Consider the following 15,949-nt stretch of genomic DNA (forward strand, 5'->3'; position numbering starts at 1 on the left):
TCGTCAACATGCAGCGCGCCTGAATTTGCCTTTATCCTTTCTGCTCACATAACCCGTGCAAGAAAAAAATTTATTTGTCCCTGAATTGAGCTTGATCTATGTTAATTACGGCATCCGCCTTGGCTATTATTAAGCGAAGCGTAAGTGCCGGGTGGCTGAATATAATCACAGTATTATCGCAATCAGTATTTATTCAGCCAGAATGCAGATTCGCTTTCAGGAAATAGACGTGGGCATTAACGTAAAACGCAGGGTCTGCGCTGTGCTTATCGCGAGTGCAGGATTATCGGATGTTGCGGCTAATGAATTAGACCTTTATTCTTTACACACGGCTTCCTTTGTCTGGCACGCTTACGCACCAACGAAAGATTATACCCAATACTTTAAAAATGAACTGGTTGCGCTGGAGAAGCAGATAGACGAAACGTCCGATTACAGTCTGTATGGCGGTACGTTGATCAATAGTGAAGGCAACCGCTGTGCGCTACTGGGCATGGAGAAGCGCTGGGGGAAATATCACAATCTGGTGATTGAAGGTATATATGTTTATGCCGGAGAGTTTTTTATCAAGTCGTTTTCACAGTGCGGCGATGCGGGTGCTTACCGCGAAATGAAAAAACTCTCCGGCATCGGCTTTGCTCCCTATATTTATCATGGCGTGAAATATGAGATTAACCGCTATGTGAGTTTCCGGTCAGGATTTATATTGCCAGGTATTGTGGTACTCAGCCTGCAACTCGGCTTTTAACCGCGGGTGCAGGAGACATATCGCAGATTATCTTTTTGCTGATTGCGGTTTATCAGGACCAGCGATAGATTGATGTTGATTATCCTCGCGGGAATAAAAACATGAATAAGAACGTTAAATCACATTCTGCTGTGCTGGCGCTATGCATAGTCTTTTCCAGTTTTACTGTCCTTGCCGATCCCGGTAATGGGCATGGCAACGGCAACGGTAATGGCAAAGGTAATGCCCATGGCAACAGCGCGCATGCAGGGAAAGGGCAGGGTAACGCCAGCAAAGGCGGACATAAAAAGGGCGGTAACCCGCGTGATGCTGAACGTGATATCGGCTATTCTTTTGCCCGTGGCTTAGCCGAAGAATATGGCATTACCGGCTACAAATCCCTGCCGCCAGGCATCGCCAAAAACCTCGCGCGCGGTAAGCCGCTTCCGCCAGGTATCGCTAAACGCAGCTTACCGCCGTCGATGCTCAATGAACTGCCTTACTATCCCGGCCATGAATGGAAAATCGTGGGCGATAATCTGGTGCTGATTGCACTGAGCACCGCTGTCGTCACCGCGGTGATTAATGGCGTATTTGACTGAACGTGTGCGCACGGTGAAACCGCCCTTTGCAGGCGGTTACACCGTTCATTATGCCGGTCGGACCCTGGCCTTTTTGGGGTAGCCATCACGACCATTGTCATGGGTGTGGTCAGGGTCAGGCTCAATGATCACGATATAATCTTCACCTTTTCCATCACGTGTTAAGGTGATGAAATCTCCGGCGCGAGGTTTGGATTCAAACTCATGCTCCTCTTCAACGCCAGTATCCTCAAAAACCACAGTAATTTTCATTTTCCGTCCTCTTTCTGTTAAACCGCGTCGTTACCTGAGTGGGGTTTGCTGACGCTTGTTTATAGAATTTTAGCCTAATCTGAAGCCCTCCCCCTTTAGCTCAGCGGATGACTTCATCTCAATCTTATAAACGGTTGCTGACTGATTTCAGGTGCTCCTGAAATAGAGGCGTAGGCCGGGAAGGGGATTGTATTGTGCTGGGCGCTGAACTGCATGGCCTGCCAGGCAAGTGCAACTTCATGCGGATCGGATTGAAGCCGGTATTCGCGGCACTGTGAAAAAACCTTCTCCTTACCATCCATTTTGTATCCTGACTGCCAGGCTTTTTTGCCTGACACCTGCCAGAGGTACAGGCCATTGCTATCAAGCAGGCGGTACGGTTTATCTTTCGGCCTGATTGCATCGACCTGCTTCATAGTGAGCATGGATAAAATTCCGATAGGTAAAATTAGTGACCCATTTTTTACTCGCCGAAGAGTGCGGCTGTTAACGAATCATTGCGGGCTGTTACGAATGGATAATGGGTTGTGGGCTTATATCTGAAGGGGTTTTGCGAACAATTACGGAAGATAGCCAACTCTGGAATGGTGTCCCCTGCAAACACCGACAAAGTGCAGCAGGAGACTGAATAAGAAAGGTATTTTTCAGGATGGAAAATATTGTGCCCGCACTTATGCCCGCAAAGTTTCAATTTGTGGGTTCGTTTGATTGGGTGTAGGACTGTTTCCATGACTTGTATTCGCAATACTCCCAGCGGGAAGCACGGCCGAACTTTTTTGGTGGCTTGAGCTTGCCAGCCTTGATTTGGGAATAGAAGAACTTCGGAGTGAAGCCAGCATCCTCCACCATAAACTTCATGTCAATAAGTGAGTCGTCGCGTAACTCGCGCATAGCTACTCCTCGGGCGGTCTGCCGCCGCTGAATACAGTGATAACCAAAATGGGGGATTTGATTTTAAAAAGGATGAACTAATAGAGGTATTAGTCGACTTTCTCGTCAGTATTAATGTGGATGTGACGCCAGGTTCGTCGAGTCCTTATTGCATGAATCGTTGCGGGGACTACGCCATACTTTCTACCTAACTCAGCATGCGAAGCTTTAGAAAGGAGTATGTCCCTAACCTGGCACTCTTTTAGCTTGCAACTCCCGGTAGCCTCGCCTTTGACGATTACGCTGCGCCCACGTTCACAGCGGTCTCTGGCATTGTCTTTTGTTGTACCCACTTCAAGGTGATCGGGGTTAATACAAGATGGGTTATCACACTTGTGCCTTATGATAAGACCTTCAGGTATTGGGCCTTTTGCTAACTCATAAGAGAGTCTGTGAGTTCTTACTGTGCGGTTGTTCATCCGGATAGAGCCATAACCAAAAGCGGTTCTGTTTCCCGTCCAGTTGATGCAACCGTTATCTGCTTGCACACTGTGCTCGTCTAAGCGCTGTTTAGGATCAGTTGGGTCCATTTCATATAAATGGTGGGGGTTAATACATTTTTTTTCTTTGCACCTTTGCCGGATTACCATGCCTTCTTTAGCCTCCCCATAGAAAATGATGAAGGCAAGTCGAATTGACCTACGCAAGAAAAGGTATTCATTTGGATCGGAGTAGCTATTGCGGCCTGGATTCCAAATCACGCAATTTTCCGCATCCACAGCATCTAAAAGCTTCAGCCTTTGAACTTCACTGAACATAGTTATTCCTCACGCAGGGCGCGATAGTTAAAGTTGATGGGTTTTGTTAGATGTACTGTGCGGAGTCGGCAGCGAGCAGGGTGATAGCTTTGCGCATGGCAGCGATGCGGCCGGTAGCGGTGTATTCGATGGTGCGTGATTCCAGACCGTCAGGCTCCGTAACCAGAACCACTGAATCGCCGAAGCTGATGGTCATTTCCAGCCGGGCGGCCACAATCATCGCGTGAGCGCAGTTGCTAAGCGGATTGAAGTCACCGGGTTCACCGCAGGCTTCGAGGATAATGCGGTCGTGATAGTCGCCACCGCCGGCCGATTCAGCTGCGAGCTTAGCCAGGGCGATAAGCCGGTCTTTCGGCAACTGGCTGATTTCATCCTGCGTCATTGCGCATCTCCTTATCGACCAGCCGCACATAGTAAGTCAGCCATAATTTAGGCGTGAACGTGTTGGGCGGCAGGCACTGTATTTGTTTGGCGTGGAAGTTGAGGATTTCGGTGATGATGGGGTCGTGCTCAGCTCGGGGCTTGTCTGTGATGGCGGTGATGATTGCTTCGCGACATTTGCGCGCCACCGAACGGACTGCGTTTTCAATCTGAGGCTGCATTCTCCGTCACTCCGTTCCGCTGGAGGCAGTCATTCCAGACTTGCTCCGCCTGCTTTGCCCGTGGAATTGACCAGACATTTTTCCTTTTGTCTGTGCCGCCATATCCGTTGTCGATTAGCTCTTCCATGTAGGCAGTGAAGGTGCTCATGCAACCCTCCGCATCACCCTGGCGCGTTCAATGCGCTCATAGTCATTCTTGCACTCAGGACAGCAGAAGAATCCTTTCTCCAGCCTCTCACCGCAATCTCCGTTCTGGCAGATGCCGGTAAATTTCATCGTTGGTCGCGGCCTGTTAGCCAGTGCTATTGCAATATTGAGCATCTCCAGCTCAGCGGCATTATCAATATCGTCTGCATGCATGGTGGTTACTCCGGTTTTTGACAATAAAAAACCCCGCCGTGGCGAGGTTGATTGGATTTGGTTGCTTCACTTCAAATTTTGTTCAGCTTTCTCTTTCCATTTTTCGAAGGCTGTCTCTTTATCAACATCGGAGATATGGATTTCATGCCCTAAATCAAAAACCCTCCACTTGTTACCGGGATACTCCTGAGCACGAACTACGTAGTGCTTACCATTAACAGTTATGCCCCGGTCAATTTGCATGAACTTAGTCACTTGCCTTCCTCCTTAAAATAAACCGGGTCATTGCCTTTCGGATACTGCTGACTTAACTGCCGATAGTGCTGCAACCGCTCCCTGAAATACTCCTTCAGCGCTTCCGGCTGCTGCATCTCCACTTCCATAGGGATAACCGGCTGGTTCATGCGCTCCTTGTAAGCGACGCCAGACGCAGCTAAATCCACGTTAACCTTGTCGCGTTCTTCTCTGCTGCGTGCTGCTAGATTATGTGACATAAGCAACTCAGATTTTAGCTGTGTCCAAACCAGCGGATTTCAGGCGATCAATAATGTTACGCATTTTACCGATTTCTGCTGCGTAAGATTTTTCAATTCCAAGCTCTTCGCAAATAGCCTTCCGATCTAGATGCTTTAAATCGTCAGCATATTTTATAAGTTGGAGATGAAGCTCCGCTGTTTTTTCCCCATCAAGTGCTTTGCTTCGCGCCTCTTTGATTGCTGCAAATATCTTTTGTTCTTTAGTCATGCCGAACTCCTCCATGTGATGCTTTAGTTTTACCTCCTTACCTCAGCACACTCAAGCTCAGCAAATGGCCTGCGCTCTAATATCTGAGCCTTCATCTGCTGACAGGCTTCGAGTGTCGGGTAAATTCGTTCGTTAACTGGCTGGATAACAGGGAAGGCGGAGGTGATAAGCAGCACAAAGCCGGTTAGCATTAGGTACCATCCTTACAGGCGCGGAGATGTTCGGCGATTTCCTTATTATCTATTTTGACCCAAACTGTGCCAGCAAAAATATAGAGGTCAGCTGGTGAAAGATTCATGCGATCGAAGCCATCGGCAATCCTGAACCCTTTTCTTTCGGCTATCTCTGAAACTTTTAGGAAATCATGGCTCTCACGACATATAAGGTATGCGTTATGCATGCATTCTTTCTCTTCAACTTTCCAAAGATCTGTCACATTATTCATGCCAACTCTCCTGCGCGAAGTTGGGCGGCGAAGTCAGCGGCATCGTCTGCTCGCTGGCCATATTTCAGGCGTGTTGAATCGCCGATACTCACACCATCGGATGTTTCATTCGCGATGGCATACCACGCATCTGCAAGTTCCTGTACTGCATCAGCCCGCACAGAGTTTAGGTAGGCGGTGGTGGCTGGGGTTTCAACACGGAAATAAACCTCATCTCCCTCCTCAAAGTTTCCCGCATCTTCCACAAGATTTTCGTGACTATCGGCACAGTAGGATTCTTGGCGAATCAGGCCATGCTTTAACGCCAACTCTTGAATGTCAGACCCATCTGCTGATCCACCCTGCCATGCAATTGAAAGCAATGAATCAACGAACCGATCCATGCCTGCATTCTCAGCCGCCAGCGCGTCACGCTGCTCCTGGAACTTGAGCAACTCGGTTGCCAGATGGGTAATAACTTCCTCTGCATCTTTGCCAATATGTGATGGCGGGAATCCCTGTGCCATGTGTTCGATATCGCTGTGGTTCATATCCCTTTCCTTAACCGCCGTAGTTTATGTCTGATAATCTGCGGCGATTAACACCGCATATGATGGTTAGCCCTGCGCTGCTTCTTCGATCTCAACTTTGCGGATCTGATAAACATCCGTCGCCCGGTCAAGACAGTCACCGTCACTTGCCAGCTTCTGCGCGGCATACTTATAGAACCTGTCCAACTCCGCCAGACCAGCAGCCTTGCCTGCAGCTTCAGTAAAGTCAGTCAGTAACTCATCAGGAGTACGCTGTGGCTTCTCTTCCTGCACGGTGTTCAGCTCACGCTCTGCTGCCTTCTGCTCAGGCTTGCTGTTGATCAGGTTGTTCAGGTCATGTCGGGAGCGGGCCGGAGTAACGTCGCGTTCTGCGCGCTCCTGCTGCTCAAATTCGTCCGGTGAGTAAACACCGAGGATTACGTCCGGGCAGTAGAGGCGCGCCCAGTATTTAACGGCCAGATACGCCAGCTGCTGCTTCGGTGCGGTTTTCCACAGCGGCGAGTTGCGGGTGGTGACGAACTCCATATACAGCGGTTCGCCCCAGGTGATTTCCGTTTCACCGCGCAGCACGGCCCCGACGCGAACAAACAGGCCTTTTTCATTGGCGGCATTTGCCACGCCCGGCTTGAACTTGCCCCAGTCGCCGCCGTAGTCGTATTTGAACCGGCCCTGCACGGCGGTGGAACTGGTAATAACCGCGTTGACCAGCTGCGCCTCATAGCCCAGCACACCGTTTACCAGATGCGTTTTCTGCGCCACGGCGTAAGGATTCATTCCCCACTGCGCGGCCTGCAATGCGATAGCCAGGCAGTCGGCAGGCTTACCGGCAAGGTGAGCGGGCACGGTTGCTTTGCCCTGCGCCATAACCTCGGCAAACGCCTGAAGCTTCTGCAGGCCGGTAGGGCTGAAGATGGCGGCTTTGGTATCGGCCTCGTTGACCGGCGGGTGCATAATTTCGTTGCTCATGAGTAGTCCTTTCTTTTGGCCCAGTCAGGGCGCGTAATTTCTTCAATCCCGCCCCAGTTACCCGAAGCCAGACATTCGTGATAGGTGTTGAGGTCGCGCCGGAACAGGTCATAACCAACCTGCACATCATCTTCGCCAAGCTGGAAGACACGTACCGGGTAGCGGCCGCAGTCGATCGACTCGCTGACGGCGATAAAAACGAAAAGGGGATACTCCCCGTACTGCCGGCTGAATCCCTCGCGGTAGTAGGCGTCCTGCACGTGATAGCGGAACTCCTCAACGTGGCGGGCAAAGCGGGACATATCCGCTACCTTTTTCACGTCCACAACTACAGGCTGAGAGCTGAGGAATTTGTCTGGCCGGATGCGGCACAGCTCGCCCGTCTCATCGTCGTTCCAGAATATTGAGGCTTCGCAGTGGCCTTCAGCCTCAAGTAGCCAGCGTGCGGCGGGGTGGGCGAGGGCGCTGGCGCGCATCAGCTTCAGCTTGCGTCCCTGTTCGGCATCCATCACCGTCATGCCGCACCCGGCGCAGTCGTCCATGAAAGCTTTCTCATCCACCTTTCCTTGTGTGGTGCGCCGGTTGAATTCAGGAGCAACAATGAACCGCTTATCAAACTCATGCGGCTCCAGCAGAACGCAGTGCAGGGCGCTTCCCATATCCAGCGCAGCCTTCTTCTCGTCGTCCTCGGGTGCCAGCTTTCGCCACTGGAAGATGGCCGGGTTGATGGCGATATCATCCAGCTGTGATTTGCTGATGCCGGGCCCAGAGTGATAAGCCTCATTGCTGATATCGAAATAGACGCCGGGTTCCATCAGGCCACCTCGTCAAAGCTGTGACGGCTGCGGAAAATATTGAGTGCGTATTCACGCGTGACCCGAAAGGTAAGCAAATCCCACAACACCTCGCTCACCTTCACCTGATAATCAACGTCTGATTCATCCAGCCACTCGCAGGCCAGTGCAGTGAACTCCGACGGCTGGTAGCCACTAACAGCAGCCATAACCGGATTGGCGCACTTCATTTCAGCCAGGCGCTCAACCTCTTCAGCGATGATTTCTTTATCACCCTCGGAGAGGCTGGCGATGATGGCCTCAATCTCTTTGTTGTCCCTGATGCTGAGTTTCATTTCTTCACTCCCACGTTAATCATCTCGAACAGCGCCCGAATGAAATCGTTATCCGCCAGGCGATCGCGCTCTTCCTTCTCCCGGCGCTGGCGTTCTGCTTCCTGCTGCTGGCGCTGGTAAGCATCTGCTGGGTTGCAGGTCATCACTGGCATGCCCTCCGCAACAGTTGCATCGCCATGGCCCACTTCGCTTTATCGCTGTACAGCTGCGCTTCACGACAAAGCTGCTGCGCCCGTTTGAAATAGCTAATCTTCATGGCTGGCTCTCCAGTAAGTTGAGAAGGGTGCGCCAGCCAGTGCGGAGGCGGCGGGTGATAACGTCGAGAAGTGATTCGTCAAACTGGGCGGAATCCACGATGGCCCCGCCCGCGATGGCATAGTTCATCGTGGGTATCCTTAATTCGGTTTATTTGAGTCAAAAAAAAGCCACCGCAATGGGTGGCAACTGGTTCAATTCACATTCGTTGTTTCTCTTCTGCCTTACAGCAAAAGCGAGTTTGGTGCGGAATGCACCGTCAGCCCCACTCAGCGAATACGGCTTGCGGTGTCACCCAATGGCTTATCACTGACAATTAATAAGGCTGCCATCAGGCAGCCTTCAGTGCGTACTCGCGAGCCTGTCGCCGGTTCTTCCAGGCAAGCTGTAAATAGCAAGGACGCAGGATTTCACTGTCGCGATGACGAACCGCTGACCGGCGGTACTCAAGGACCGCTGCGCGGCATTCACTGGCGTAATAGGCGTTTCTGTTCATGACTACCTCGCTGTAACTGTTTCTGATTTGCGGTAACCCGCGTTGAATAATGCAATCTTAGGCAAACACACTGATGTGCTCTCATGCTTATCCCGCAGAGAGGGAGCGCTGGTTGCTCTGGCTACGTTTAAGCTGCAACCAGCAGCTGCTGTGGCAATCTTGCGAGCCAGTCGCACATCTTCAGCGGCCTGCTCACGTTCTGCTGCACGTTTTGCTCTGCGGCGATTTCTGGCGTTATCAGAGGCCAGAATGGTCATTACGATTGTCATGCTGCTACTCCTTCTTTGGCGCGACGCATGTCGTGCAGCTTTAGCCAGACACCAACTGATACAGGCCGGTCACTCGGTAGGCACCTAACCATCAGGGGCATTTCTTCCAAAAGATCGCCGAAAAGGGCGCGCCGGCCGTTGCGAACATAAAGACCTGCACGCTGGCGATACTCACTACGCATCGCTTTGAATTGCTGCTTATTCATAAGTACCTCCGTTAATTGGCTTAGGTGAAATGATGAACGTGACATTGTGGCTCTGGTCTCAGCTGCGCCGACTGCCATCCCGATTCGCTCATGCTCTGAGAAGCAATCCGCGTTACTTTTAGGCTCGGTCACCATTTCCCAAAGCCAACTGCACTTTGGCCCCCCGCATCTCTGCGAAGGCATATCCCATCAATGTTAAAGAGCATCGGCTTCCTGCCGGTCAGTGCGTCCTGCTGATGGATATGATATTCACATATTGTGATTTGATGGTCAATCACGTTTTGTGTATAAAATTACTATCACACGATACGTGTATGATTTAAATGTGGATTTATTTTTTGCAGTGATTTGCGGGCACAAAAAAGCCCGCCATCCGGGGAGGGTAGCGGGCAAAGCGTGGTGTTAGCTATCTACTGGCAAGCTCAATGGTAGGAGCACCTTGCATGCCGGTAGCATCTAAAGTTAGTGGCTGTAGCGCAGACAACAAGCGTAGGCGATGAATTACAGGCAAAAAAAAGCCTGCTAACGCAGGCTAAACATCAATTAGAGCAATTATGCAGTTTTTAAGTTCCCCATGCTCCCTAGGCATAAAATACTATCGGCAACGTATGCATTTACTTTAGAGTGACCCCAGCTTACCTGTGTACCCCGCAGGCACAAAAAAGCCCGCTCGGAGGCGGGCTATTAGTATGATAGACATCAATAACCCGGCGCGGTGACTAGGTTGAAGGGTAAGTTTATTTTTTATCCAACTCAATCATGTTCAACACTGACTTGGCTAACCCTTGATAAACTCTGTCAGCTTCTTCAATATTAACTTTGATACCATTTTCTTTACCATCTTTTTCCCACATCCATCTAGCACCCGACCAATTACCATCTTCTTTATTAAGTGCAAAAATTGGTTTGGATAATTTTTGCGATACAGGTATCAGGCCACTAAAGTTTTGTACGCCACCGAGATGGTAAGGTGCATCATGGGTTACTGATTCCGTAAAGTATTCTTTCTTAATCATCATTGAAGATGCCTCTAACGCAGGAACTAGCCTTCTATTGGCAACTTCTTTAATCCTGTCCAGCCAATCGCTATATGCTCTTGACATTTGTTTAGGTTGATCTTTTTCTTCTACAGCGTTCTGATTTATTGTAGTGTAAATTCTATAGTTCTGAGTTATAAACCCAAGCATTTTCGGGTTTAAGGACGGTAGGGGAGAATTACCGCCTTTTTTAAACGGAGTAATCTCTTGCGCCCATTTGGGTAAAACATTACTAAGGGAATCAATGGCTTGATAGCAATAAAAATCTGGAGATACTGGAACTAAAAAATAATCAGAGCTCATCAAAATACATTGATTTGTTGATGAAACACTTGGGCTCATATCAATGAGTACAATATCGATATCGTGTTCTGAGGCCATCTTGCGAATGAGGGTATTAAAAGCCCCAACAAACTTTCTCAAAACAGGCAGTGTATTGCTACTAGTCATAGCTGTAGCTATTTGAGTATCAAGCTCGGAAAATCGAATATTACCTGCCAGTATAAAAAGGTTATCATTTTTAGTAGGAGTTATTGAAGTTGCACTTAATGGAGAGTGAGCTGCGCCTTCTAATGAAAACTCGGGAGCTAAGCTGTTAAATATATCCGTATTTTGCTTGCTATCATAGAATCGAACAAGCGAATCGTAGTCGTCCAAACCTAATGTTAGCCCTGTAAGATTACATTGAGGATCAGCGTCAACCACAAGTACACGCTTACCAAGATTGGCCATTTTCCAACCTAAATGGAAAACGGTTGTTGTTTTACTAACACCGCCCTTGTGGTTAAAAAGTGAAATTAGACTTGCCAATTTATCTGATCCTTTGCCTTGATTCTCACTGATATTGTACGTTAAAGATTTATCACCTTCCATTTGATTTTCCTTAGTCAGAGGCCTTAGCTTCTTTATTCCCTGAATAAAATTGGATGCTACCAAGTCTATAGCTTGGCTGGCGCTGTGTGTAAATCATCGGCAACTGTCGATAAAACTTTAACTAACTCAAATCACTCAAAAGTCTCTTCCGGCCACTACTCACTATTGATGCGCTGCTTCATCTCGCGCTTATGCTTGAAGTAGTCCTCACCGCAATCAGCAGAACAGAATGCCGTATCGGGAACCACTGGCTCCTCCTTACACCAGATGCACATGCCATTTGGACTCTTTAGTCCTGGCTGACGTGCTGACAAAGCTTCTGAAATGGCGGCTTCTTCACGTTCCTGAGCAAGATCTGCGTCGTCCATAGCTACTCCTGTGGGGTATTAAAGAAAAGTCTCTTCCGGCCACTGAGCTTTAACTACCTTCCCAATGATGCGACAACTGTGATCGCAATCCAGAATCCTGTATGCGGGGTTTAGCGGGACCAGATAGCTAACTCCACCATCAAGCTCGTACTTTTTGAATGTAGCTTCTGTGTCGCCATTAGCTGATGCAACACAAAAATCTCCAGTTTCTACAGGTTCAGCCGGGTCAATCAGGATTAGCATCCCCTCCGGAAAGCTCGGGCGCACACCTTGTGGGGCAGTCATTGAGTGACCTTTGACTTCAAGCCAAAAAGCTTTATCGCTGGCTTTTTTAGTAGTTGCAATCCATGCCTTAGCATCCGTAGCTGTATAGCTTCCAACCTCTGAAAAAGGCCCTGCCTGAACATGAGCGAAAAGAGGGTAATCATATTGTTTAAAGACAGAATCGGACTCATCACCAAACATAATTTTGGATGGTGATACACCCAAAGCCGCGCCTAGAATTACCGCGTCATCAGCGCTTACCTTACGCGTTCCTAACTCATAATTCCCTAGACGAGATGGAGCCGCCCAACCACAAAGTTTGGCTAACTGTACTTGGCTAAGTCCTTTTGCTTCACGTAGGGATTTAATCCTTTCCCCTATTAATTCATGCATTGTTTTCATCCATCAAATTTACCACGGTTCGTGATTGCACTCCGTACACGAATTGAGGTTGACTGTTAATCACATTTTGTGTGTAATGGTGTTGTGTTTAACGCTATGGAGAATGCAATGAACAACATTGCTCAGCAGCGAAAGAAAATCGGAGTTTCGCAGGCTGTTCTTGCTTCAGCTATCGGTTGGGGTCAATCACGCATTGCCAACTATGAGCTGAACATCCGTACTCCAAGCCTCAATGACTGCCGCTCCATCATTGAAGGTTTAAAGAAACTGGGCTGCAAATGTTCTTTAGACGAAGTGTTTCCGCCATCTAAAGATAAAGCTGCTTAAGTAACACCGCTCTTTAAAAACATGCGCCGCTCCAGCCGAAATGCCGGGGCAAAACCCAAGTGACTTGCTCACCGCAATGTCACGCAACTTATTCAACGACAGGAATTTTAAATCATGGAAATTGCAAGCTATCGCAAAAAAGCGAGAGAGATTGAAAGTCAGTTACTGAACAAACTGGCTGAACGTGGACAGGGACAACTGGCGGAAGTGCTTGGACTTAACGAGGCAGCAGTGAGTCGCATGAAGCGACCGTCAGGAATGCAGAAGTACAGCTTCTTCCAGATGATGAGTCTGGCAATGGCATATCTGGAAGTGGTGTCGCCGGAGTCAGAGGTGGCAAAGAGTTTGTTGCGCATTGAGCAACTGCTTATCAAAGAAAAAGCCCCGAGCTGCGTCAACAGCTTCGAGGCCTGATGCGAAATGACTGGATCAAATCACAGGAGTAATTATGAGTTCTTTATTATCGCTTTACAAGGCTAAAGAGAAAAACGGCACGGAAACAACGGTTAAGAAAACCTTTCTGGTGCCGCTTGCCGAGATGTATGTCGAGCCGGGCTACAACGTCCGTGAAATCGACCAGGAGCACGTTGCTGAATTCCGCGATGCGTTCATTGCCGGTGAGTTTGTGCCGCCGCTGGCGGTTCAGGTTACTGAGCAGGGCATCAAGATTATCGACGGCCACCACCGCTATTACGGCGCGAAAATGGCATCTGAGGCGGGGCATGAAATCGCCCGCCTTGAGTGCAAGGACTTCGCCGGTTCAGAGGCGGATCGCATCGCCTACATGGTCACCAGTTCACAGGGTAAGGCGCTGTCTCCTCTGGAGCGTGCAGCTGCCTATCAGCGCCTTCTGAATCAGGGCTGGACGCCCGCTGAGATTGCCAAAAAGGTGAAGCGCTCAACCGCGGATGTCGATCAGCACCTTCAGCTGCTGGAGTGCGGCGACGGCCTGCTCGCAATGGTCAAATCTGGAGAGGTGGCACCGACAACGGCGGTGGCGCTCTCACGTGAGCATGGCCCGAAAGCGGAAGCCGTGGCGCAGGTTCAGATGGAGAAGGCCAAAGCCGCTGGCAAAACGAAGTTGACGCGCTCTGCTGCAATACCGCAGTTCAGCGCGGCCAAGGCACGTCGCCTGGCAGAGCTGTTGGTTGGCGCTGATTACCTGCATGAGGATGGCTTCGGGACGCTTCGACTGACTGAGGGGACCGATTCAGAAATCAACCGCATTCTGGCCGATTACCGCGCCGGAATATCTGCTGAAGTGGAGGAGTCATGAGTCTCGCCACCGTTATCAGCTTCCCTAAAAAAACCGAGCAAACAGGAGGTCACATGGCCGACCTGTCCAACGGGTACACCAAGGTCGCCAACGAGATTCAGAAGCTTAAGCCACGCCTGAGATTATCCGGGCGTGAGTGGCAGTGTTTTGAAGCGGTGATATGGCTTACCTACGGATGGAATAAAAAACAGGACAGGGTGACGAATACGGTGATCGCCGAGCTTACGGGCCTGGACGACACGCACGTTTCCAACTCCCTTAAAGCTCTCGCCGAACGAAAAATTATCTTCAGCCAGAAGCAGGGTGGGATGAAATTAGTCGGCGTAAATACTGAGCTTTCTGCATGGATTTTAGACAAACCGGAAACGGTAAGAAAATTACCGAAAACGGTAAAAAGGTTACCGAAAACGGAAAAACTCTTACCGGAAACGGTAGCCACCCAATACAAGAACAAGAACAGTAATAAAAACACTACGTCAGAGAATTCTGGCGAATCCTCCGACACACCCCTGAAGACACTTCCTGCTGTTCGTCCTGAAGCTGCTGTCCACTCACCGAAAGGCGACAAGTGGGGAACCGCTGATGACCTGAAAGCCGCAGAGTGGATTTTCGGAAAGGTGCAGGGCATCGCTCCAACAGCTCAGCAACCTAACTGGCCCGCCTGGGCAAATGACATCCGGCTGATGAGAGGTTCACTGGAGGTGACGCATCAGGAAATCTGCGAAACCTTCAGGTGGGCCAATGTCGATCACTTCTGGCAGACCAACATCCTCAGTCCTGCAAAGCTGCGCGCCAAGTGGCAGACGCTGAAGGCGCAGATGAGCCAGCCGGGCCGCAACAGAACGCCAGCGCTTCAGCAGCCCGCTGAGCACTGGAACAGCCGCACAGCATGGGAGAACGATTTCATATGAGAAACCTTGTAGCAGCAATTCAGAGCCGCGACGCTGGCGCACTGTCCCGCATCGCAGGCGAAGGCCCGCAGCCTGTCGAGCGCGGCGTGCATGAGGGCGTTGAACGTCTGGTTGATGCGCTGTTCGCCAACCTTAAGCAGGTATTTCCCGCGTCGGTCAGCACCGCATGGCGAAACCCCGCCGACGAGGCCGCAGCAAAACGTCAGTGGATCGCCGCCTTCGCCGAGAACGGCATCAGCAACAAGCAGCAGCTGTCAGCCGGTATGAAGCAGGCCCGCGCTAACGGCTCACCGTTTCTGCCATCACCCGGCCAGTTCATCGAGTGGTGCAGGCAGGGCGATTACCATGCCGCAGGCTTGCCGGATGAGGAAGCGCTGTATGACATGTTCCGGCTTTTCTGCCGTGACCGTGGCATCTACGACAGCAGCGAGGAATTTCCGTGGGAAAGCCCGGCCTGTTTTCACATCGTAACGGCGGTATTCAACCAGATGCGATCGTTCAACCTGTCCGATGGCGAATGCCGTAAGCGACTGGCTGACGAGCTGCGCAAGATGGCGCGCCGTATTGAGTCAGGTGAGGTCATTCCTCCTCCGCGCAGGCAGATTCCACACCTGCACCTCCCGCTCAGCAATGACAAGGGGCTGGATAAAATCGCGGAGATTCGCAGCCGGTTCGGCCTGAAACGGAGGGCATCATGAGTGACGCTCAGCGCAGCCGGTTTGAACGGCTCTACCGCAGCATGTACGGCGACCGGCACGACATGACCCGCACCTACCTGGGTTATGCCTCTGAGGTCGTGAACCGCGCGTTTTTCTTCTGGCAGTCAGGTCTGGAATCGGGGGCGGTATGACACAGGTTATTCAGATGGTCATTGAGCAGCCCGCAATGCGTCAGGCGCGCAATCTGACGCTGGCAATCATCGACATTGCCCGAAAGCGTGAAGCATCAGCAGAAAGTCTGAGCGCTATTCAAATGCTGGCCGTGGAAGCGATCGCCACCATGGACGAGCTAGCCAATCAAACTTTAAACAGCAATCAGGATAATTCATGAACAACGTAATCCCATTAAAACGCCCCGATCACCACAGGCAGGTACATGACGCACTTGTGCTGTTGCGGGTTCTGACATTGGGCGGCCACAGTCACCTGGTTATCAGCGAAGTGATCGCCAAGGCTGAATATCACCTTGAAAAAATCGCGGAGACAGCCACCGGGAGGTAG

General features: G+C 50.4%; 32 protein-coding genes. 10 read left to right on the forward strand and 22 right to left on the reverse strand.

The genetic code is table 11. From position 1 onward, the window contains the following. Positions 1-229: 229 nt before the first annotated feature. Both ACJY2L_RS08700 and ACJY2L_RS08705 read left to right on the forward strand, forming a co-directional pair. Positions 230-748, forward strand: a complete 519-nt coding sequence (locus ACJY2L_RS08700; protein ID WP_439212550.1) for a hypothetical protein — start codon at positions 230-232, stop codon at positions 746-748. 101 nt (positions 749-849) lie between these two features. Continuing rightward, positions 850-1,329 carry an anti-virulence regulator CigR family protein gene (locus tag ACJY2L_RS08705; RefSeq protein ID WP_439212549.1) on the forward strand — a complete coding sequence of 160 codons (480 nt, stop codon included), beginning with the start codon at positions 850-852 and terminating at the stop codon, positions 1,327-1,329. A 48-nt stretch (positions 1,330-1,377) separates the two neighbouring features. Here ACJY2L_RS08705 and ACJY2L_RS08710 read toward each other — a convergent pair whose 3' ends face one another. From ACJY2L_RS08710 to ACJY2L_RS08815, 22 genes are all read right to left on the reverse strand, one after another. After that, on the reverse strand, positions 1,378-1,581 hold the full coding sequence (locus ACJY2L_RS08710; RefSeq protein WP_439212548.1) for a hypothetical protein: 204 nt from the start codon (positions 1,579-1,581) through the stop codon (positions 1,378-1,380). Between the two features lie 113 nt (positions 1,582-1,694). Continuing rightward, positions 1,695-1,997, reverse strand: a complete 303-nt coding sequence (locus ACJY2L_RS08715; RefSeq protein WP_439212547.1) for an Arm DNA-binding domain-containing protein — start codon at positions 1,995-1,997, stop codon at positions 1,695-1,697. 271 nt (positions 1,998-2,268) lie between these two features. Then, a complete protein-coding gene (locus ACJY2L_RS08720) occupies positions 2,269-2,472 on the reverse strand; it encodes a hypothetical protein (protein WP_439212546.1) in 204 nt (67 codons plus the stop codon). Positions 2,473-2,561: 89 nt separating this feature from the next. Beyond that, positions 2,562-3,269, reverse strand: a complete 708-nt coding sequence (locus ACJY2L_RS08725) for an HNH endonuclease signature motif containing protein (protein ID WP_439212545.1) — start codon at positions 3,267-3,269, stop codon at positions 2,562-2,564. A gap of 46 nt (positions 3,270-3,315) precedes the next feature. Further along, the gene (locus ACJY2L_RS08730; RefSeq protein WP_439212544.1) at positions 3,316-3,651 is read right to left on the reverse strand and encodes a hypothetical protein; all 336 of its coding nucleotides are present in this window, start codon (positions 3,649-3,651) and stop codon (positions 3,316-3,318) included. Beyond that, positions 3,638-3,871 (reverse strand): hypothetical protein, encoded by a 234-nt coding sequence (locus ACJY2L_RS08735; RefSeq protein ID WP_439212543.1) that lies wholly within the window; start codon positions 3,869-3,871, stop codon positions 3,638-3,640. The genes ACJY2L_RS08730 and ACJY2L_RS08735 overlap by 14 nt, the downstream gene beginning before the upstream one ends. A 144-nt stretch (positions 3,872-4,015) precedes the next feature. Next, positions 4,016-4,231, reverse strand: a complete 216-nt coding sequence (locus ACJY2L_RS08740) for a hypothetical protein (protein WP_439212542.1) — start codon at positions 4,229-4,231, stop codon at positions 4,016-4,018. Positions 4,232-4,297: 66 nt separating this feature from the next. After that, on the reverse strand, positions 4,298-4,486 hold the full coding sequence (locus tag ACJY2L_RS08745; RefSeq protein ID WP_439212541.1) for a hypothetical protein: 189 nt from the start codon (positions 4,484-4,486) through the stop codon (positions 4,298-4,300). Further along, positions 4,483-4,725, reverse strand: coding sequence for a DNA polymerase III subunit theta (locus ACJY2L_RS08750; protein WP_439212540.1), 243 nt, complete (start codon positions 4,723-4,725; stop codon positions 4,483-4,485). Before ACJY2L_RS08750 ends, ACJY2L_RS08745 begins: the two co-directional genes overlap by 4 nt. Before the next feature lie 7 nt (positions 4,726-4,732). Continuing rightward, entirely contained in the window at positions 4,733-4,975 is a 243-nt protein-coding gene (locus ACJY2L_RS08755; protein ID WP_439212539.1) for an HTH-like domain-containing protein, read from the reverse strand. Between the two features lie 190 nt (positions 4,976-5,165). Beyond that, positions 5,166-5,420 carry a hypothetical protein gene (locus tag ACJY2L_RS08760; RefSeq protein ID WP_439212538.1) on the reverse strand — a complete coding sequence of 85 codons (255 nt, stop codon included), beginning with the start codon at positions 5,418-5,420 and terminating at the stop codon, positions 5,166-5,168. Next, on the reverse strand, positions 5,417-5,950 hold the full coding sequence (locus tag ACJY2L_RS08765) for a hypothetical protein (RefSeq protein ID WP_439212537.1): 534 nt from the start codon (positions 5,948-5,950) through the stop codon (positions 5,417-5,419). Before ACJY2L_RS08765 ends, ACJY2L_RS08760 begins: the two co-directional genes overlap by 4 nt. 66 nt (positions 5,951-6,016) lie before the next feature. Then, on the reverse strand, positions 6,017-6,916 hold the full coding sequence (locus ACJY2L_RS08770) for a RecT family recombinase (RefSeq protein ID WP_439212536.1): 900 nt from the start codon (positions 6,914-6,916) through the stop codon (positions 6,017-6,019). After that, on the reverse strand, positions 6,913-7,731 hold the full coding sequence (locus ACJY2L_RS08775; protein ID WP_439212535.1) for a PD-(D/E)XK nuclease-like domain-containing protein: 819 nt from the start codon (positions 7,729-7,731) through the stop codon (positions 6,913-6,915). Before ACJY2L_RS08775 ends, ACJY2L_RS08770 begins: the two co-directional genes overlap by 4 nt. After that, the gene (locus ACJY2L_RS08780; protein ID WP_439212534.1) at positions 7,731-8,045 is read right to left on the reverse strand and encodes a hypothetical protein; all 315 of its coding nucleotides are present in this window, start codon (positions 8,043-8,045) and stop codon (positions 7,731-7,733) included. Before ACJY2L_RS08780 ends, ACJY2L_RS08775 begins: the two co-directional genes overlap by 1 nt. Continuing rightward, positions 8,042-8,191: a hypothetical protein gene (locus ACJY2L_RS08785; RefSeq protein WP_439351292.1), complete on the reverse strand. Its 150-nt coding sequence runs from the start codon at positions 8,189-8,191 to the stop codon at positions 8,042-8,044. The genes ACJY2L_RS08780 and ACJY2L_RS08785 overlap by 4 nt, the downstream gene beginning before the upstream one ends. 106 nt (positions 8,192-8,297) lie before the next feature. Continuing rightward, on the reverse strand, positions 8,298-8,429 hold the full coding sequence (locus tag ACJY2L_RS08790) for a protease FtsH-inhibitory lysogeny factor CIII (protein WP_439212532.1): 132 nt from the start codon (positions 8,427-8,429) through the stop codon (positions 8,298-8,300). A 369-nt stretch (positions 8,430-8,798) separates the two neighbouring features. Next, a complete protein-coding gene (locus ACJY2L_RS08795; protein WP_439212531.1) occupies positions 8,799-9,065 on the reverse strand; it encodes a hypothetical protein in 267 nt (88 codons plus the stop codon). Then, entirely contained in the window at positions 9,062-9,271 is a 210-nt protein-coding gene (locus ACJY2L_RS08800; RefSeq protein WP_439212530.1) for a hypothetical protein, read from the reverse strand. Before ACJY2L_RS08800 ends, ACJY2L_RS08795 begins: the two co-directional genes overlap by 4 nt. A gap of 737 nt (positions 9,272-10,008) precedes the next feature. Beyond that, positions 10,009-11,181: a ParA family protein gene (locus ACJY2L_RS08805; RefSeq protein WP_439212529.1), complete on the reverse strand. Its 1,173-nt coding sequence runs from the start codon at positions 11,179-11,181 to the stop codon at positions 10,009-10,011. Between the two features lie 155 nt (positions 11,182-11,336). Then, positions 11,337-11,549, reverse strand: a complete 213-nt coding sequence (locus ACJY2L_RS08810; protein ID WP_439212528.1) for a hypothetical protein — start codon at positions 11,547-11,549, stop codon at positions 11,337-11,339. An 18-nt stretch (positions 11,550-11,567) separates the two neighbouring features. After that, the gene (locus ACJY2L_RS08815; RefSeq protein ID WP_439212527.1) at positions 11,568-12,215 is read right to left on the reverse strand and encodes a LexA family protein; all 648 of its coding nucleotides are present in this window, start codon (positions 12,213-12,215) and stop codon (positions 11,568-11,570) included. A gap of 108 nt (positions 12,216-12,323) precedes the next feature. Between ACJY2L_RS08815 and ACJY2L_RS08820 the strand changes: the two genes are divergently transcribed. The 8 genes from ACJY2L_RS08820 (at position 12,324) to ACJY2L_RS08855 (ending at position 15,949) form a co-directional block, all read left to right on the forward strand. Continuing rightward, positions 12,324-12,542, forward strand: coding sequence for a helix-turn-helix transcriptional regulator (locus ACJY2L_RS08820; protein ID WP_439212526.1), 219 nt, complete (start codon positions 12,324-12,326; stop codon positions 12,540-12,542). A gap of 114 nt (positions 12,543-12,656) precedes the next feature. Next, on the forward strand, positions 12,657-12,956 hold the full coding sequence (locus ACJY2L_RS08825) for a CII family transcriptional regulator (RefSeq protein WP_439212525.1): 300 nt from the start codon (positions 12,657-12,659) through the stop codon (positions 12,954-12,956). A 34-nt stretch (positions 12,957-12,990) separates the two neighbouring features. Further along, positions 12,991-13,818 (forward strand): ParB/RepB/Spo0J family partition protein, encoded by an 828-nt coding sequence (locus ACJY2L_RS08830; protein WP_439212524.1) that lies wholly within the window; start codon positions 12,991-12,993, stop codon positions 13,816-13,818. Continuing rightward, a complete protein-coding gene (locus tag ACJY2L_RS08835; RefSeq protein ID WP_439212523.1) occupies positions 13,815-14,729 on the forward strand; it encodes a replication protein in 915 nt (304 codons plus the stop codon). Before ACJY2L_RS08830 ends, ACJY2L_RS08835 begins: the two co-directional genes overlap by 4 nt. After that, positions 14,726-15,427 (forward strand): replication protein P, encoded by a 702-nt coding sequence (locus tag ACJY2L_RS08840; RefSeq protein WP_439212522.1) that lies wholly within the window; start codon positions 14,726-14,728, stop codon positions 15,425-15,427. Before ACJY2L_RS08835 ends, ACJY2L_RS08840 begins: the two co-directional genes overlap by 4 nt. Further along, the gene (locus tag ACJY2L_RS08845) at positions 15,424-15,579 is read left to right on the forward strand and encodes a hypothetical protein (protein ID WP_439212521.1); all 156 of its coding nucleotides are present in this window, start codon (positions 15,424-15,426) and stop codon (positions 15,577-15,579) included. The genes ACJY2L_RS08840 and ACJY2L_RS08845 overlap by 4 nt, the downstream gene beginning before the upstream one ends. Further along, on the forward strand, positions 15,576-15,779 hold the full coding sequence (locus ACJY2L_RS08850; RefSeq protein ID WP_439212520.1) for a hypothetical protein: 204 nt from the start codon (positions 15,576-15,578) through the stop codon (positions 15,777-15,779). The genes ACJY2L_RS08845 and ACJY2L_RS08850 overlap by 4 nt, the downstream gene beginning before the upstream one ends. Then, the gene (locus tag ACJY2L_RS08855) at positions 15,776-15,949 is read left to right on the forward strand and encodes a hypothetical protein (protein WP_439212519.1); all 174 of its coding nucleotides are present in this window, start codon (positions 15,776-15,778) and stop codon (positions 15,947-15,949) included. The genes ACJY2L_RS08850 and ACJY2L_RS08855 overlap by 4 nt, the downstream gene beginning before the upstream one ends.

Source organism: Duffyella sp. Ts4 (assembly GCF_051851875.1).
GTDB lineage: Bacteria > Pseudomonadota > Gammaproteobacteria > Enterobacterales > Enterobacteriaceae > Duffyella > Duffyella gerundensis.

Bases quoted from the DNA above. Each gene is read 5' to 3' on its own strand.
- ACJY2L_RS08800 (WP_439212530.1), bottom strand. From the start codon at position 9,271: ATGAATAAGCAGCAATTCAAAGCGATGCGTAGTGAGTATCGCCAGCGT.
- ACJY2L_RS08825 (WP_439212525.1), top strand. From the start codon at position 12,657: ATGGAAATTGCAAGCTATCGCAAAAAAGCGAGAGAGATTGAAAGTCAG.
- ACJY2L_RS08850 (WP_439212520.1), top strand. From the start codon at position 15,576: ATGACACAGGTTATTCAGATGGTCATTGAGCAGCCCGCAATGCGTCAG.
- ACJY2L_RS08735 (WP_439212543.1), bottom strand. From the start codon at position 3,871: ATGCAGCCTCAGATTGAAAACGCAGTCCGTTCGGTGGCGCGCAAATGT.
- ACJY2L_RS08855 (WP_439212519.1), top strand. From the start codon at position 15,776: ATGAACAACGTAATCCCATTAAAACGCCCCGATCACCACAGGCAGGTA.
- ACJY2L_RS08705 (WP_439212549.1), top strand. From the start codon at position 850: ATGAATAAGAACGTTAAATCACATTCTGCTGTGCTGGCGCTATGCATA.
- ACJY2L_RS08815 (WP_439212527.1), bottom strand. From the start codon at position 12,215: ATGAAAACAATGCATGAATTAATAGGGGAAAGGATTAAATCCCTACGT.
- ACJY2L_RS08755 (WP_439212539.1), bottom strand. From the start codon at position 4,975: ATGACTAAAGAACAAAAGATATTTGCAGCAATCAAAGAGGCGCGAAGC.
- ACJY2L_RS08725 (WP_439212545.1), bottom strand. From the start codon at position 3,269: ATGTTCAGTGAAGTTCAAAGGCTGAAGCTTTTAGATGCTGTGGATGCG.
- ACJY2L_RS08795 (WP_439212531.1), bottom strand. From the start codon at position 9,065: ATGACAATCGTAATGACCATTCTGGCCTCTGATAACGCCAGAAATCGC.
- ACJY2L_RS08730 (WP_439212544.1), bottom strand. From the start codon at position 3,651: ATGACGCAGGATGAAATCAGCCAGTTGCCGAAAGACCGGCTTATCGCC.
- ACJY2L_RS08715 (WP_439212547.1), bottom strand. From the start codon at position 1,997: ATGAAGCAGGTCGATGCAATCAGGCCGAAAGATAAACCGTACCGCCTG.
- ACJY2L_RS08840 (WP_439212522.1), top strand. From the start codon at position 14,726: ATGAGAAACCTTGTAGCAGCAATTCAGAGCCGCGACGCTGGCGCACTG.
- ACJY2L_RS08805 (WP_439212529.1), bottom strand. From the start codon at position 11,181: ATGGAAGGTGATAAATCTTTAACGTACAATATCAGTGAGAATCAAGGC.
- ACJY2L_RS08765 (WP_439212537.1), bottom strand. From the start codon at position 5,950: ATGAACCACAGCGATATCGAACACATGGCACAGGGATTCCCGCCATCA.
- ACJY2L_RS08775 (WP_439212535.1), bottom strand. From the start codon at position 7,731: ATGGAACCCGGCGTCTATTTCGATATCAGCAATGAGGCTTATCACTCT.
- ACJY2L_RS08770 (WP_439212536.1), bottom strand. From the start codon at position 6,916: ATGAGCAACGAAATTATGCACCCGCCGGTCAACGAGGCCGATACCAAA.
- ACJY2L_RS08750 (WP_439212540.1), bottom strand. From the start codon at position 4,725: ATGTCACATAATCTAGCAGCACGCAGCAGAGAAGAACGCGACAAGGTT.
- ACJY2L_RS08710 (WP_439212548.1), bottom strand. From the start codon at position 1,581: ATGAAAATTACTGTGGTTTTTGAGGATACTGGCGTTGAAGAGGAGCAT.
- ACJY2L_RS08720 (WP_439212546.1), bottom strand. From the start codon at position 2,472: ATGCGCGAGTTACGCGACGACTCACTTATTGACATGAAGTTTATGGTG.
- ACJY2L_RS08830 (WP_439212524.1), top strand. From the start codon at position 12,991: ATGAGTTCTTTATTATCGCTTTACAAGGCTAAAGAGAAAAACGGCACG.
- ACJY2L_RS08740 (WP_439212542.1), bottom strand. From the start codon at position 4,231: ATGCATGCAGACGATATTGATAATGCCGCTGAGCTGGAGATGCTCAAT.
- ACJY2L_RS08760 (WP_439212538.1), bottom strand. From the start codon at position 5,420: ATGAATAATGTGACAGATCTTTGGAAAGTTGAAGAGAAAGAATGCATG.
- ACJY2L_RS08790 (WP_439212532.1), bottom strand. From the start codon at position 8,429: ATGAACTATGCCATCGCGGGCGGGGCCATCGTGGATTCCGCCCAGTTT.
- ACJY2L_RS08820 (WP_439212526.1), top strand. From the start codon at position 12,324: ATGAACAACATTGCTCAGCAGCGAAAGAAAATCGGAGTTTCGCAGGCT.
- ACJY2L_RS08780 (WP_439212534.1), bottom strand. From the start codon at position 8,045: ATGAAACTCAGCATCAGGGACAACAAAGAGATTGAGGCCATCATCGCC.
- ACJY2L_RS08845 (WP_439212521.1), top strand. From the start codon at position 15,424: ATGAGTGACGCTCAGCGCAGCCGGTTTGAACGGCTCTACCGCAGCATG.
- ACJY2L_RS08835 (WP_439212523.1), top strand. From the start codon at position 13,815: ATGAGTCTCGCCACCGTTATCAGCTTCCCTAAAAAAACCGAGCAAACA.
- ACJY2L_RS08810 (WP_439212528.1), bottom strand. From the start codon at position 11,549: ATGGACGACGCAGATCTTGCTCAGGAACGTGAAGAAGCCGCCATTTCA.